We start from the raw sequence: 15294 nt of genomic DNA, 5'->3' as shown, positions 1-15294 counted from the left end.
TATAAGGTTGAATGCTAGTATAAACTTCAACCAATATATACTTTAATGGTATGGAACGAAAAGTGCAAGGGAACGAGACATTTTGTTTTGACGGAAAACCATACCATAAATAAAAAGTATTAAAAAAGACCTCTAATTCTAACTTTAACATTTTTTTAATTAAACAACCCTATTGATCCCTTCTAACCAAACATCTAAACTAAAACTACAGTTTAATGGAAAAAGGTGGAGTCAATGAATAACCGATTACTAGTGAATTCAAAAAATACCAGTCTCTTGCAGGAACTTGTAACGTCTTTAAAAGACTGTAAAAGCTTTTATTTTAGCGTGGCTTTTATTAATTTTAGCGGACTTCAGCTTCTTTTAGATCCTTTGAAGGAAGCGGCTAGTCGTGGCGTGGAAGGGCGTATTATTACATCCACTTATCTGAATTTTACAGAAGTGAAGGCATTAGAGAAAATTAAGACCTTTAATCATATTGACCTTAAAGTGTTTAGTGAAGTCGAAGAGAAGGGGTTTCATACGAAGGTTTATATTTTTGAGTATGAAAATGATTATAAAGTGATTATAGGTTCCGCGAATATAACGCAAAGCGCTTTAAAAAGCAATATTGAGTGGAATGTGGAAGTTGTGTCAAAGGGTGAGTCTCCTTTTGTTCAAGATGTACTAAAGGAATATGAGTATTTGTGGGAGATCAGTGATGATGCGACGAGTGAGTTTTTGAAGGAGTACGAGAAATTTTTAGCTACGTTAAAAGAAGCGTCGTACAAGCCTCAGCAAGTATTCGAACGAAGTAACTATATTGTCCCGAATAAAATGCAGCAGCGAGCGATGGAAAACTTGAGACGCTTGCGTAGCTTTGGTGAAACAAAAGCACTTGTAATTGCAGCTACGGGTACAGGGAAAACGTATATGTCAGCTTTTGACGTTCAGAAAGTTAAACCCAAAAGGCTGCTTTTTGTTGTACATAGAGAAGAGATTTTAAAAAAAGCAAAAGAAACATTTGAAACACTGCTTATTAATGAATCGATGACCTTTGGTCTTTTGACAGGGAATTCAAAGGATAAAGAGGCAGATTACATATTTGCGACGATTCAAACACTAACGAAATATTACAGTGAGTTCGATCGAGCCCAATTTGATTATATTATTTATGATGAAGCCCATCATGCAACAAGTCCATCTTATCAAAGGATAATAGAGTATTTCACCCCAGTCTTTATGTTAGGAATGACAGCTACACCGGAGCGAAGTGACAGCATGAACGTATTTGATCTGTTTGATAATAATGTTGGAATTGAAGTGAGACTTCATGAAGCGTTGGAAGATCAATTGGTGGTGCCGTTTCATTACTTTGGTATCACAGATATTGAAGGCGTAGATTTAAGCGATGTAGATATTGATGATATCACAGAGGTTACCAAGCGTTTAAAAGTAAATGAGCGCGTTGATTTTATTATTGAAAAAATGGAGTTTTATGGTCATGATGGTCTAAAGCGTAAAACGCTCGGATTCTGCGCAAGCGTTGAGCATGCAGAGTACATGGCAGAAGAGTTCAATAAGCGAGGCTATAACAGTGAGGTTTTACATGGGGGTCACTCGATTTCTTATCGCCAAGCATATATTGAGCGTTTAGAAAACGAGGACGATGAACTAGAAGTTATTTTTTCTGTTGATATTTTTAATGAAGGTGTCGACATTCCATCAGTGAATTCGGTGTTAATGCTTCGCCCAACGAACTCTCCTATTGTATTTATACAGCAGCTAGGGCGCGGCTTGCGTAAGCATGAGAGTAAGTCATTTTTAACAGTGCTCGACTTTATAGGAAACCACAGCAAACTCTTTTTAATTGCGCTCGCGTTAAACGGCAGCCGCTATTACGATAAAGAAAGCTTAAAAGTTGCCATCGCAACAGGGTTTCCAAGTATTCCAGGGGCAACGCATATTCAAATGGATGAGATTTCTCGCGATCGCATTTTAGCTCAAATTGATCATGAAAACTTTAATTCCATGAAATATTTGAAAGAAGAATACAATGAATTTAAAAAGCTAAACCAAGGAAGAATTCCTTATTATTTGTTGGATTATTTAACATTTGACGGAGCACCAGATCCAATCAAGTTTATTAATAAAGAAAAATCGTATCTTCAGTTTGTAGCGAAGGCTGAAAAAGACGACCAGCTCAGATCACTTTTATTGCATAAAGACTTTGAAAGTGCGCTAAAAGAGCTATCTAGCAAGCTGCCAATCAAGAGAGTTTACGAGTTTTTTATTTTAAAATACTTATTAAATCACAATCACATTTCATTGTCTCAGGCGAAGCGAGAAGTTTTAAAATATGTAGATAACGTTGAAGAAGATTCAGTACAACATGCATTTGAAGTGTTAAATCAAGACTACTACGACAGCGGTCAACTTCGTTCAAAGCTCAAGCTAATTGAGTTTACTGGAGAAGAAGCGGTAAAAACAGAGCGCTTTACAAATTTGCTGGGTAATACACAGTTTAAGCAGTTCATTAAGGACGCGATTGATTATGGAATTTTCCGCTATGAAAAAGAGTTTGGAAAAGCAGATTATGGAGTTCCACATTTAAAACTGTATGAACAATATACCATGATGGACCCCGCATTGTTATCAAACTATCGTAAAACGCATAGCTCATTCCGTGGTTCTGGCTTGTTAGTAAATGAAAAAGAGTTCTTTTTATTTATTGATCTTCATAAGGAAGAAGATATTAAAGAAAGTATTAACTATCAGGACAAGTTCATTGATAAGCGTACGTTCCACTGGCAAACACCAAACAGTACAGCACAGACGTCTGAGCGAGGAAAGAATATTATTTTTAATAAAGACAGAGGCATTCATCTACACTTATTTATACGAAAATACCGTGAAATTGACGGTAAAACGGAGCCTTTCATCTATATTGGAAAAGGAAACACGGTCGAGTATCATGGTGAAAAGCCAATTACGGTTATTTTAGAGCTTGAACATGAAGTGCCAAAGCTTTTGTATACGGAGTTTACTGAAAAAGTATAGTCTTCTCAATGCGAGAAGACTATTTTTCTTTTACTAATAATTCAACTGCTGAAACATCTGCAGGAGCCCAAACAAGTGAACAGAGATTTTCTTTGTTTAGCCAAATCAGCTTTGCATGCTCGGTTGGTTGAGGATTACCTTCTATAATTTCTGCTTTAATTGCAATAAGTTCAATAATAAATGTTTCGTATTCGTGTACGTGTTCATTATGTAAATCAATCGTTTTTACTTTACAATGTAGCTCTTCTTCAATTTCTCTAACTAAAGCAGAGTAAATATCTTCGCCTTCTTCTACTTTACCACCAGGAAACTCCCATAAGTTCGGCAGTGACATATCATTTGAGCGCAAGGCACAAAGTACTTCTTTTTTTTCGTTTTCGATTACTGCGGCAACGACTTTTACTTTTTTCTTCATTAGTCATCCTCCTTAAGTAGCTTTTTACTTTATCATAACATAGGAGAGTAGCAGGTTATATTCTAAGTGTTGTGTTCATCGATCATAGTGGGGTATCGTGTCCTACATAAAATAAACATGATAAAACCACGTCTGTCACTCTAAAACAGACGTGGTTTCATCACTGCTTATTTCTTTTTATAAGGAGCGCCGTCCCTAGGAGGCAGTCCAGAAATGTATCCTACACCACCTGTTTCTTGAATGCCGATGCTTTCTTTCATCGCTTTAGTCAGCTCTTCTTTATCAACAGCGGTAATATTTTTGTCGCTGATGTCCTCGCCTGGGTGCTGATAGTTGCTTAGTACATAGCGAGAGTTTTCAATGTTTTCTACTGCACGAAGTCCCGTTGCTTCTGCTCCTACTGGAACTGAAAGGATACGTGATAGTTTTTTGGTTTTTACATTATAAGCCCATACGAAATTGTTTGTGTGTAATGAGCTGTCTTCTCCAATAAACAGTGTATTTAAGTCATTTGAATACGTAAGGTTATCAGGGTTGGCAATTTTATCTGGATCTGCTGTATTACCATATGCATCTGCTTTTTCTAGGTCTTGTCCAATCAGAAGCCCTTCCATGCTTGCAGGAACGTAGCGACTGTTAATGTGGCCGTTTGCTTGGTCTTTTTGATGCGATCCTAAGTTCAGCTGGTAGGTCACACCAGACTCTAGTTTTGGAAGCTGGATATCATCTTGTACAGGGCCAGGTTCTTTTACCATGGCACTATTTTGATAAGAAATGGCCATGTACGCCTTTTTGTCTTTTTTATTAACTGTTAGACCTTCCATCTTATTAAATTCAGATGTTGCACCCAGAATTGCACCATATCGACGTGATTCTAGGAAGGCAGCTGCTTTTTCCATGCCAGGCTTTACTTTTAAATATTCAACTTTTTTACTTGCGGCGGTTTTCACAGCTTTAAATCCTTTTGTAGGCTGGTCAGCTGTTTCAAAAATATCACTAAATTTTGTGCCTTTGTCGATTATTTTTTTCACTTCATTGTCTGTTGCATGGCCAAGCTTAATCCACTGAAGGTCGCCTTTACCTCCATTTTCTGTGCTCGTTTGTTTGAATTTTGCTGCATAAAGCGTGCCTGCTGAGAAGTCTTTTTCCTTATCTGCTACATACATAAACATCATAGTATTAGACCCATCGTCTCCAAAAAGAGCGGTTTTGTTATCTGGAAGTACCTGCATCATTTCGTGTGAAAAACGACCTGTGCTGTAATGTTTTACGACGGACGCATTGCCGCTTTCATCCACTGAAATTTCTGGAATCCAGCCGTAGTAGTATGGATTTGCTTTTGACGTGTCGCCGAAATAAAGCTTAGCGAAGTTCGTAACGTCTTTATACGAGCTGGATGAAGGGTCTTCAAAAGCACGTGCATCAGGCTCGTATTCTTCTGAACCAAGGTGAGTACCCCAATCGGTTGTAGAACCATTACATGGTGTCCATAAACCATTTACATTAGAAAAATCAATTTTCTTGGCATGATTGACAGCCAGTTTTCCAGTTTTATCATCTCGATCAACCTGCGTTAGCGTCATTGAAGCTGGGAGACCTGATACTTTATTTCCGGCATTATCAACTGAGTCATATTCATAGTGTGACACAATGTAAGATTTCCCGTTAATCGTGATAAAGCTGTTTGAATCCGGCGCATCTGATACATATGGTGATGGCTGATCAGGAACGCTTCGGTCAATAATTGGATCTCCGTTTACGTCAATTGGTGTACCTGCAGCAATTAACTCGCCTTTATTGTCGACAATTTTATCTTTTGAAAGAAAGAGTTGATTATAGTTAAGAGGAGTTTCTTCAACACTTCCATCTTTATACGTTACTTTTACAGATGCATCTGTATACGTTTTAACCATGTTTTCAATCGTCGTAGGTGCTTTCATTGGTTGAAACTCAACGCTTTTGATTTGTTTTGGATGTTGAACTGGATGATGCTCTGCTGCAAAAGCAGAAGCAGCGCTAGAAGCCAAGAGAGTAAGAGATAGTCCAAGAGATACTCGTTTTTTCATGGTTGATAACCTCCAAATCATATTCATACACCTATTAAATCATTGGATTGTTGAGGAAATATAAAGAGAAGTGTTGTATTTGTTGAGTCATTGTTAAAAATATTGAACATTTATGTAAAAAGATCGTCCACATATGAAATCGAGGATGCTTTATGGCACATGCTGCTTTTCTATTTTCTAACTGGAAACATCAACGATTATCTATGTTAAGATAAATGTAGATTATTCTTATAAAATGGATAAAACTAGAATGAACTAAATTAAATAGATAGGGTGTACACATGAGAAAAGAAGTACAAGTTATAGCCAAAGAAGCTTTTATTAAAAAAGTGAACAAGGGTTATCCACTCATTGAAAAAGATGCGCTTGTTGATGGTCATAAACTGCAAGAAGAAGGCGTTATTATTAACTTAGTCACTCCAAAGAATCAATTTTTAGCCAAAGGCTATTATGGAAAACAAAACAAAGGCTACGGATGGATTCTTACGAAGAAGAAAAGTGAGCAAATTGACGCGGCGTTTTTTGCTAGAAAAATTCAGCAAGCTATTTCATCACGTCATGACTTTTATGCGTCTGAAGACACAACTGCTTTTCGCGTATTTAATAGTGAAGGTGACGGAATCGGCGGCTTAATTATTGATTATTATGACGGATATTACGTCATGAGTTGGTATAGTGAAGGAATTTATCGATTTAAAGAATACGTCATTGAAGCCTTAAAGTCTGCGCCTAATTTTAAAGGGCTATACCAGAAAAAACGTTTTAACGTAAAAGGGCAGTATATTGAAGAAGATGATTTTGTAGCAGGGGATAAAGGTGAGTTCCCTCTTATTGTAAAAGAAAATGGTATTCGTTTTGCCGTTTACTTAAATGACGGAGCGATGGTGGGAGTCTTTTTAGATCAGCGAGACGTTCGTAAAACGATTCGAGATAAATATGCAAAAGGAAAGACCGTGCTAAATATGTTTTCGTATACAGGCGCATTTTCAGTGGCGGCCGCTCTTGGAGGAGCTGCGAAAACAACAAGTGTCGACTTAGCCAATCGCAGCTTAGCAAAAACAATTGAGCAATTTAGTGTAAATGGAATTGATCACGAAGCACAGGACATTATTGTAGAAGATGTTTTTAAGTATTTTAAATATGCGGTTAAGAAGAATATGACATTCGATCTTGTGGTGCTAGATCCGCCGAGCTTTGCTAAATCGAAAAAGCATACGTTCAGCGCGGCAAAAGACTACAAAGATTTATTAAAAGAAGCCATTGCTCTTACAAAGCCAAATGGTGTCATTGTAGCTTCGACGAATGCAAGTAATTTTGATATGAAAAAATTTCATTCGTTTATTGAAAAAGCTTTTAACGAAAAAGGGGAACGTTACAAAATGATGGAGCAGTTCTCTCTTCCAGCTGATTTTAAAACAATAAAAGAATTTAAGTCAGGTGATTATCTTAAAGTCGTGTTTATTCAAAAAGTAAATCGTTAAATGCAAGGCTGCATGATGAACTCATGCAGCTTATTTATTGTGATGAAATAACGCTTACAAGATATTTTGAAGGGAATAAAATGAAGGTGAAAGATAAATATTGTCAATATGTATGATAAAATAATAAAGGAATTATGCTCACCACTTCACAAATTTACAATATCATCCTTACGAAACGTATTTTTACAATTATTTTATTTTAAATGGGACAAGTATTGGGTACGAAGGGGAAGGAGCATACTACTACTATTATTTAAAAACATGAAAGGAGAAAGATTATGGCTGAAACAACTAAAAAGCCTGCCGGCGAAGTGAAGTTTATTCCTTTATTAATTTGTCTGGCAATCGGACTTGTTTTATGGTTTATTACACCTCCGTCCGGACTTGATGTGAAGGCTTGGCACTTATTCGCTATTTTTGTGGCTACTATCGTAGGTCTTATCATTAAACCATTGCCATTAGGCAGTGTAGCTATTTTATCTTTAACCATTATTGTATTAACTAATACATTAACACTTGAACAATCGCTCAGCGGTTTTCAAAATACGACGATTTGGTTGATCGTTATTGCATTCTTTATTTCCAGAGGTTTTATTAAGACTGGTCTAGGAACAAGGGTTGCTTATATCTTCGTTCGTTTGTTTGGTAAAAAGACGTTGGGATTATCTTATTCTCTGATTGTAAGTGACTTGCTTTTATCACCTGCAATGCCGTCTAATACAGCACGAGCTGGAGGAATTATTCTTCCAATCATTCGTTCTTTATCTGAAACATACGGATCGAGAACTGGAGACGGTACGGAGCGCAGAGTGGGTGCTTTCTTAACAAAAGTATCGTTTCAAGGAGATATGATAACATCGGCTATGTTCGTAACAGCAATGGCGGCCAATCCTCTTGCTGTTAAAATGACGGAACAAATTACAGGAAAGACTATTTCATGGGTTGGATGGGCAGCGGCTGCAATTGTACCTGGAATTATCAGTTTAATTGTGATTCCGCTTGTTATTTATAAGCTGTATCCGCCAGAATTAAAAGAAACGCCGGAAGCATCTGAAATTGCAGTAAAAAAATTAAATGAGATGGGTCCGCTAAAGAAAGAAGAATGGTACATGATTGGCGTATTTTTACTTCTTCTTGTGCTGTGGATTTTTGGAGCTAACTTAAATATTAATGCAACAACAACTGCTTTTATTGGTCTATGTACGCTGCTTTTAACGCAAGTATTAAGCTGGTCGGACATCAAAAAAGAACAGGGAGCATGGGATACATTAGTCTGGTTTGCTGTTTTGGTTATGATGGCAACCTTCTTAAATGATCTAGGCATGATTCCTTGGTTCAGTGATCTGATGAAAGGCACTGTTAGTCATATGTCTTGGATGACGGCGTTGATTGTACTAGCTATTGCGTATTTTTATTCTCACTACTTTTTTGCAAGTAACACGGCTCACGTCAGCGCTATGTACGCAGCATTTTTATCTGTCATCGTGGCCGCTGGTGCGCCTCCGTTACTGTCAGCATTAATTTTAGCGTTCTTTAGCAATTTATTTGGCTGTTTAACTCACTACGGCAGTGGACCGGCACCGGTGTTCTTCGGTAGTGGATATGTAACGCAGCAAAAATGGTGGTCGCTCGGCTTTTTAATTTCAATTATTCATATTATCATTTGGATTGGAATTGGCGGCTTGTGGTGGAAACTGCTAGGTCTATGGTAAAAAAACAGTGGCGCAGGCCACTGTTTTTTTATGCTTCAGCCCAAACGGATACAGAGCCGCCATTTACAGGGAAGTGTCCGTAGCCGTCTTCTTCAATCACAATTTGGTCTTCTCGGTTATTTGTGAAGTCGATCCACGTTTGTCCGCTTCGGTGTTCGCCGACGAACATTCTCTTTTCGCCATCTTCGCCGTTTGACATCACCACAGCGCATCCAGACTTCTCAAATTCCTCTACACCATGCCTTACCCATCCAATGGTATTCGGGTGATCAAAATAATCGTCTTGCTGTCCGTATGCTTTGTCATAGCGTACGTGCAAGAGAGCAGAAATATCTTTTTCTTTTCCCTCAATTGGATGCTCTCCGCCTATCCCAAAATAGTCTCCGTAAAATACACAAGGATAGCCGTCTTCACGAAGTAAAATTAGAGCGTAAGCACTTTGTTTGAACCAATCTTCTACCCAAGATTCTAAAGATTCATTTGGCTGAGAGTCATGGTTATCTACAAATGTGACAACATTCAACGGATGAGTCTTAACCAATGTATCATCAAAAATTTTGGTTAAATCAAAATCTCTTCCTTGCTGAGAGGCTTCATGCAGTTTATAGTGCAGCGATACGTCAAACAAATCGATTTGATAATCAATCACGTCTAAAAATTCCTGACAGGCTGTTAACTCTGGATTCCAAAACTCTCCCACAAAATAAAAGGGCTTTTCTTGAGAAGAGGACAATTCGTGGGCAAACTCTTTAATAAAATCGTGGTTAATATGTTTAATGGCGTCTAATCGATAACCGTCGCACTGCAGGGTGTCTGCTAACCATTTTCCCCATTTGATCATTTCTTCTCGAACTTCAGGATGATCGTAATCAATATTCGCAAACATTAAATAATCGTAGTTGCCAAACTCTTGATCCACATTTTCGTTCCAGCTTTTGTTTTCTCCCGCAATACGAAAAACGCCTTCTTTTCCATTTTTATCATCGTAATCAGTGCCGTTAAAGTGATTAAAGTTCCATTTGAAAGAAGAATATTGATCGCCGCGCCCTTCAAATGTAAACTTTGTCCACCCTTCAATTTCAAAAGGTTCAGAAATTTCTTCTGTTCGGTTCATGGGGTCCACTTCAATGACGTGGAACGTTTCTTTTTCATCTGCTGCAGCTTTATGGTTCATTACAATATCCACATAGACATTAATTCCATGATTATGACAGGCATCAATCGCTTCATGCAGCTCTTGCTTGGTTCCATACTTTGTACGAACGGTTCCTTTTTGATCAAATTCGCCAAGATCGTATAAGTCGTAAACGCCGTAGCCATTATCTTCTGATGAAACACCTTTTGTAACCGGGGGAATCCACACGGAATCAATTCCTTGTTCTTTTAGTTGAGGAGCGAGCTCTTTAAGGCGTTGCCAATGCTCGCCATCAGCTGGCACATGCCATTCGAAAAATTGCATAATTGTATGATTCCGTTCCAAGTTAAATCATCCTCCTTTTAAATAAAAAGATATAATCGCTCACGGATAGTTCTTTAGAATCAAATGAGGAATTGATTATATTTTTTCTTTTAACGTTCCTGTTATCCCTATTCTTTAAACCTTTTTCAACATATGCAGCTTAAGAAAATCTTAAGATTTCCCCTTCCTTTTTCTTAAGAAATGCAGTTTACAATAAAACCCATAGACGAAATGACCCATGATATACTTTTGAAAGGAGTGTGAGAAATCAATGAACGAATATGTGGTTTTAGTCGTAGACGATGAGCAAGAAATCCGTAATGGCATTGCTATTTATTTAAAAAATGAAGGTATTAAAGTCTTTACGGCCAAAGATGGAATCGAAGCCATAGAGATACTAAATAAAGAAAAAGTTCACTTAATTATTCTTGATATTATGATGCCAAGGCAAGACGGCATTTCAACGACGTTTAAAATCCGAGAACAAAAAAATATCCCGATTATTATGCTGAGCGCTAAAAGCGAAGATGCAGATAAAGTGCTCGGTCTGCAGGTAGGAGCAGATGATTATGTGACAAAGCCTTTTAATCCATTAGAACTGATAGCGAGAGTTAAATCACAGTTAAGAAGATATGTGACATTAGGTACATATGAGGAAACAAAGACGATTGATATCCGAGGTCTCGTACTTGATATTGAGGCTAAGTCCGTCACTCTTGATGGGGTATTCATTAAGCTGACTCCCATTGAGTATAAAATTGTAGAGTTATTAATGAAAAATGCAGGGAGAGTTTTTTCCATACATGATATTTATGAACGCGTATGGAATGAACCAGGCTATAACGCAGAAAATACAGTAGCGGTACACATTAGAAAAATAAGAGAAAAAATTGAGATTGAACCAAAAAATCCGAGGTATGTAAAGGTTGTGTGGGGACTTGGATACAAAATGGAAAAGTAGCGTCATTTCAGCTATAGGGATTATCTTGTTTTTATTTGGTTTAGGAGCAACTATTTCTTCAATTAGTAACGTGCATAATCTATTAAAAACAAACTATTTACAAAAAAGCAGCTATGTAAAATCAGAAGACTTCAAAAAACAAATAAGTCGTTTTACAAATGATCTCTACCTTTTAGAATTGACACAAAAAGATAAGAATACCGTTAATGCAAATAAGATAACAGAAGAAGAGATTGAGTCGTATCGATATACGGAAGGAACATTAACAGAACAAATAAAAAACGTGCACGATAAATATGAAGAAAAAATAGAAGACGCTAAGCAGGCAAAGAGCAAAAACGTTGAAGATGCCTATGTAAAGCAGCAGGATCTAGAAATTAAAAACATTCAAAAAAAGTTTCAAGATGATCAATTTGTTCGAGAAGAAATAACAAAAAATAAAGAATTCGAAATAACAAGAATTTATGAGGAAGCTTTTGATCGGCAAAAACCATTATCTCAATATAAAAAAGACATCATGTATTATTTGAAAGATAGAAACACACAAAAAATATATACGAACATCCAAAATGCAAGCAAGGAAGACGTTAATCAATTAGTAAAACAAAAAAATATGTTGTATAAACATACCTATTCAGCTCAATCACCCCTTGTGTTTCAACCGGATGAATATAAAAATTCACTGTTAAGCAGTGATACAGACTCAGAGATTCCAACCCAGTATTTAAAGCAGAAGTTTACGGGTATGATTGCTGTTCCTGAAAAAGAAGCTTTCAGTAGTTCTTTATTTGATGAATATAACTATTACCATCACCAAAATGTAGTATTTCTGGTGTATGCATTGTCAGGAATAATAGCTCTGTTAATAGTTTACTTTATTTATAAAAGAACAATAACCGGACGTTTAAAAGAAATAACAAGACGAACCGCAGTACAGAGGGTTTATAAAAAAATACCTTTAGATATTTGTATAATTGTTTTTCTTTTATACTCATTTTTTACATTAAGTCTATTTCTGAACGGCTATCCAACTTCTTTATTAGAATCATATAAGCACGTTGCTACGTTCTTCTTTTATATGATAGCAATATCTATAGCTATTTCGCTATGGGCACTTCAAGTATTTTTACTGTTTCAGCGTATACGTACAATAGATGATATAAAAGAAGAATATAAAAGAACGTGTGTTTATCAAGTAATTTATTTTCTTCAATCTATTTTTATTATCAGACATATTGGCATGCATATAATGGTTGTAGTGCTGCTTTTAGTTTTTGCCGTGTTTGCTGTTATGACCCTAGCGACAAGCACCTCAGGCTTTACAACAGAATTCGCATCATTGTACTTAGCTATAGGCAGTATCGTAGGAGTGGTTACTTTAATACTGCTTATGCTACGAATTAACTATTTAAATAAAATTATTATTTCCATTGATCAAATTGCCACAGCCGAGTGGAAAGAGCCGTTACCTATCAAAGGAAAATCAGCTTTGACTCAAGCAGCGCTAAACATAAATCATATCCAGCAGCAGATTCAAACATCTCAGCATGTTCAAGTTAAAAGTGAACGCTTGAAAACAGAGTTAATTACCAACGTCAGTCACGATTTAAGAACACCATTGACTTCTATTATGACATATACAGCGTTGCTAAAGTCGCAAGATCTTACTTCGGACGAACAACATGCTTACGTTGAAATTATTGACCGTAAATCAAAACGTTTACAGACACTTATTGATGATTTATTTGAAGTGTCAAAAATGGCAAGTGGAAATGTAGAATTGCATAAAGACAAAATTGATATTCACCAGCTGCTTCATCAGTCTTTAGCTGAATATAATGAAGAAATTGAAGATTCAACTCTGCAATTTCGTATTCAATCTCTCGAAAAGCCTGTATTTGCTATTGTAGATGGTCAAAAATTATGGAGAGTATTTGACAATTTGATAGAGAACATATTGAAATATTCACTTGAACAAACGCGCGTCTATATTTCTGTTCAAGAGATAGACGAACAAGTGAAACTAACGTTTAAAAATGTAAGTAAATATGAACTAAATGAGCAGGCAGATGAGCTGTTTGAACGTTTTAAAAGAGGAGACACTTCAAGACAAACCGATGGCTCTGGACTTGGTTTAGCTATTGCTAAGTCAATTATTGATTTGCACGGAGGAGAACTGAATATTGAAATTGACGGAGATTTATTTAAAGTAACGATTGCTCTTTAATGTGAGTGAATATAAGCAGCATATCTAGTAAAAAAAGAGAAGCAACCTCATTATGCTGGTTGCTTCTCTTTTTTTAGCGTTCGTAATTTTATTCCGCAACCGCAAAGTGTACTGTGCTTTAGTACTTTTATTTCTCTATCACACTGATTACATCTTATTTCTTGTTCAATCATTTCTTCATCCCTTCCTCTTTTTACAAGAATTTAAATAAGTATCCATAAAATATGGATACTTATTTAGTGATAAAATGTTAAACTAATTGAGAATAAACGATAATCTACAATGAGAAAAATACCTTTATTTTTTCATTTAGAAAACTGATAAATTTATTTTACTTGCTGCGGAACAGACAATCCTAAACCATCTGCAACGCGTGTTCCATACTCTGGATCTGCTTTGTAGAAGTGGTGAATTTGACGCAGTTTAATCTCTTCTTTTTCTACAGGCTTCATAGCTTCAACGATGTTTGCAACTAGTCTTGTACGCTCGTCTTCGCTTAGAAGGCGGTATAAGTCACCTGCTTGCGTGTAATGGTCGTTATGATCATATGCAACACTATCGGCAATGCCTGAAACAGGGTATGCTGCTTGTTTGTTTTCCTGTGATTCTGTTGGGCCGCCAAAGCTGTTTGGCTCATAGTAAACAGAACGGCCGCCGTTATCGTCAAAGCGCATTTGGCCGTCACGCTGATAGTTATTTACTTCGCTGCGCGGACGGTTAATCGGTAGCGCTTGATGGTTAGCACCCACGCGGTAGCGATGTGCATCACTGTATGCGAATAGTCGACCTTGCAGCATTTTATCAGGTGATACGTCAATTCCCGGCACAAGCGTTCCAGGTGAGAACGTAGCTTGCTCCACTTCGGCAAAATAATTTTCTGGATTGCGGTCCAAGACCATGCGACCTACTTCAATTAACGGATAGTCTTTTTGTGACCAAACCTTTGTTACGTCAAACGGATCAAAGCGATACGTATCAGCGTCTTCTAATGGCATAATCTGAACGTACAGCTTCCATGAAGGGAAATCGCCTTTTTCAATGGCATTAAATAAATCTTCAGTATGATAATCTGGATTTTCACCAGCTAGCTTTGCGGCTACGTCTGGAGACAGATTTTTTACGCCTTGCTCTGTTTTAAAGTGATATTTTACCCAAACGCCATCTCCTTCGGCATTAACCCATTTAAATGTGTGGCTGCCAAATCCATGCATATGGCGTAACGTTGCCGGGATACCGCGATCAGACATTAAAATAGAAACTTGATGCAAAGATTCAGGAGATAAAGACCAGAAATCCCAAACGGCCGTCGGGTTTTTCAAATGTGTGCGTGGATCGCGTTTTTGTGTATGAATAAAGTCAGGAAATTTAATCGCATCTCGGATGAAAAATACAGGTGTATTATTTCCGACTAAGTCGTAGTTTCCTTCTTCTGTATAAAATTTAACAGCAAATCCGCGAGGGTCGCGAACAGTATCTGCTGAGCCGTTTTCACCAGCTACTGTTGAAAAGCGAACAAATAGAGGTGTTCGTTTTCCTACTTCAGAAAGGAAAGCTGCTTTTGTATAGGTTGAAACATCGTTTGTCACTTCAAAATAACCGTGGGCACCGGCGCCTTTTGCGTGCACTACGCGTTCAGGAACACGCTCTCGGTTAAAATGGGCTAATTTCTCTAAAAGATGAACATCTTGAATTAAAGTAGGTCCGCGTGAACCAGCGGTCATCGAATTTTGATTATCTCCAACCGGAGCTCCCCAACTAGTCGTTAGGTTATTCTTGTTTGTTGTCATCTTAGAACCACCTCTTATTTGAATTTTATTATGTTAGAAATAATAATAACATCTTTAAATAAAAAATCAATACTAATTTATAATTATTATAATTTAACTTGGGTATTTTGAGATGTAATCAGTGGGAGGATACGCATGTGAAATGTA

The 15294-nt window shown here is 37.0% G+C and carries 10 protein-coding genes; 5 read left to right on the top strand and 5 right to left on the bottom strand.

The window, feature by feature from the left end:
- The first annotated feature begins 234 nt into the window (after positions 1-234).
- Positions 235-3039 (top strand): DEAD/DEAH box helicase, encoded by a 2805-nt coding sequence (locus tag U9R83_RS26220; protein ID WP_243550107.1) that lies wholly within the window; start codon positions 235-237, stop codon positions 3037-3039.
- A gap of 19 nt (positions 3040-3058) precedes the next feature.
- On the opposite strand, the gene U9R83_RS26215 is transcribed toward U9R83_RS26220, so the two are convergent.
- Positions 3059-3454: a (deoxy)nucleoside triphosphate pyrophosphohydrolase gene (locus tag U9R83_RS26215; RefSeq protein ID WP_209368100.1), complete on the bottom strand. Its 396-nt coding sequence runs from the start codon at positions 3452-3454 to the stop codon at positions 3059-3061.
- A 167-nt stretch (positions 3455-3621) separates the two neighbouring features.
- Positions 3622-5520: a PhoX family protein gene (locus U9R83_RS26210; protein ID WP_243550105.1), complete on the bottom strand. Its 1899-nt coding sequence runs from the start codon at positions 5518-5520 to the stop codon at positions 3622-3624.
- 281 nt (positions 5521-5801) lie between these two features.
- On the opposite strand from U9R83_RS26210, the gene U9R83_RS26205 reads away from it, so the two are divergent.
- Together U9R83_RS26205 and U9R83_RS26200 are read left to right on the top strand one after the other, a co-directional pair.
- The gene (locus U9R83_RS26205) at positions 5802-7001 is read left to right on the top strand and encodes a class I SAM-dependent rRNA methyltransferase (protein ID WP_014457693.1); all 1200 of its coding nucleotides are present in this window, start codon (positions 5802-5804) and stop codon (positions 6999-7001) included.
- Positions 7002-7279: 278 nt separating this feature from the next.
- Positions 7280-8713 carry an anion permease gene (locus U9R83_RS26200; RefSeq protein WP_014457694.1) on the top strand — a complete coding sequence of 478 codons (1434 nt, stop codon included), beginning with the start codon at positions 7280-7282 and terminating at the stop codon, positions 8711-8713.
- A gap of 28 nt (positions 8714-8741) precedes the next feature.
- On the opposite strand, the gene U9R83_RS26195 is transcribed toward U9R83_RS26200, so the two are convergent.
- Positions 8742-10193 (bottom strand): alpha-amylase, encoded by a 1452-nt coding sequence (locus tag U9R83_RS26195; RefSeq protein ID WP_243550103.1) that lies wholly within the window; start codon positions 10191-10193, stop codon positions 8742-8744.
- Positions 10194-10443: 250 nt separating this feature from the next.
- Between U9R83_RS26195 and U9R83_RS26190 the strand changes: the two genes are divergently transcribed.
- Entirely contained in the window at positions 10444-11133 is a 690-nt protein-coding gene (locus U9R83_RS26190; protein WP_025752427.1) for a response regulator transcription factor, read from the top strand.
- On the top strand, positions 11111-13360 hold the full coding sequence (locus U9R83_RS26185; RefSeq protein WP_243550101.1) for a histidine kinase dimerization/phospho-acceptor domain-containing protein: 2250 nt from the start codon (positions 11111-11113) through the stop codon (positions 13358-13360). Before U9R83_RS26190 ends, U9R83_RS26185 begins: the two co-directional genes overlap by 23 nt.
- A gap of 50 nt (positions 13361-13410) precedes the next feature.
- Here U9R83_RS26185 and U9R83_RS26180 read toward each other — a convergent pair whose 3' ends face one another.
- Both U9R83_RS26180 and katA read right to left on the bottom strand, forming a co-directional pair.
- Positions 13411-13533 (bottom strand): hypothetical protein, encoded by a 123-nt coding sequence (locus U9R83_RS26180; RefSeq protein WP_258523629.1) that lies wholly within the window; start codon positions 13531-13533, stop codon positions 13411-13413.
- A 153-nt stretch (positions 13534-13686) separates the two neighbouring features.
- Complete coding sequence (katA, locus tag U9R83_RS26175; protein WP_243550099.1) at positions 13687-15147, bottom strand: catalase KatA; 1461 nt, start codon at positions 15145-15147, stop codon at positions 13687-13689.
- Positions 15148-15294 lie beyond the last annotated feature (147 nt).

Origin of the sequence: Priestia sp. LL-8 (assembly GCF_036227845.1) — a bacterium.
Lineage (GTDB): Bacteria > Bacillota > Bacilli > Bacillales > Bacillaceae_H > Priestia > Priestia zanthoxyli.
Note: the sequence above shows the minus strand (reverse complement) of the source record. Positions and strands in the feature narration are given on the sequence as shown.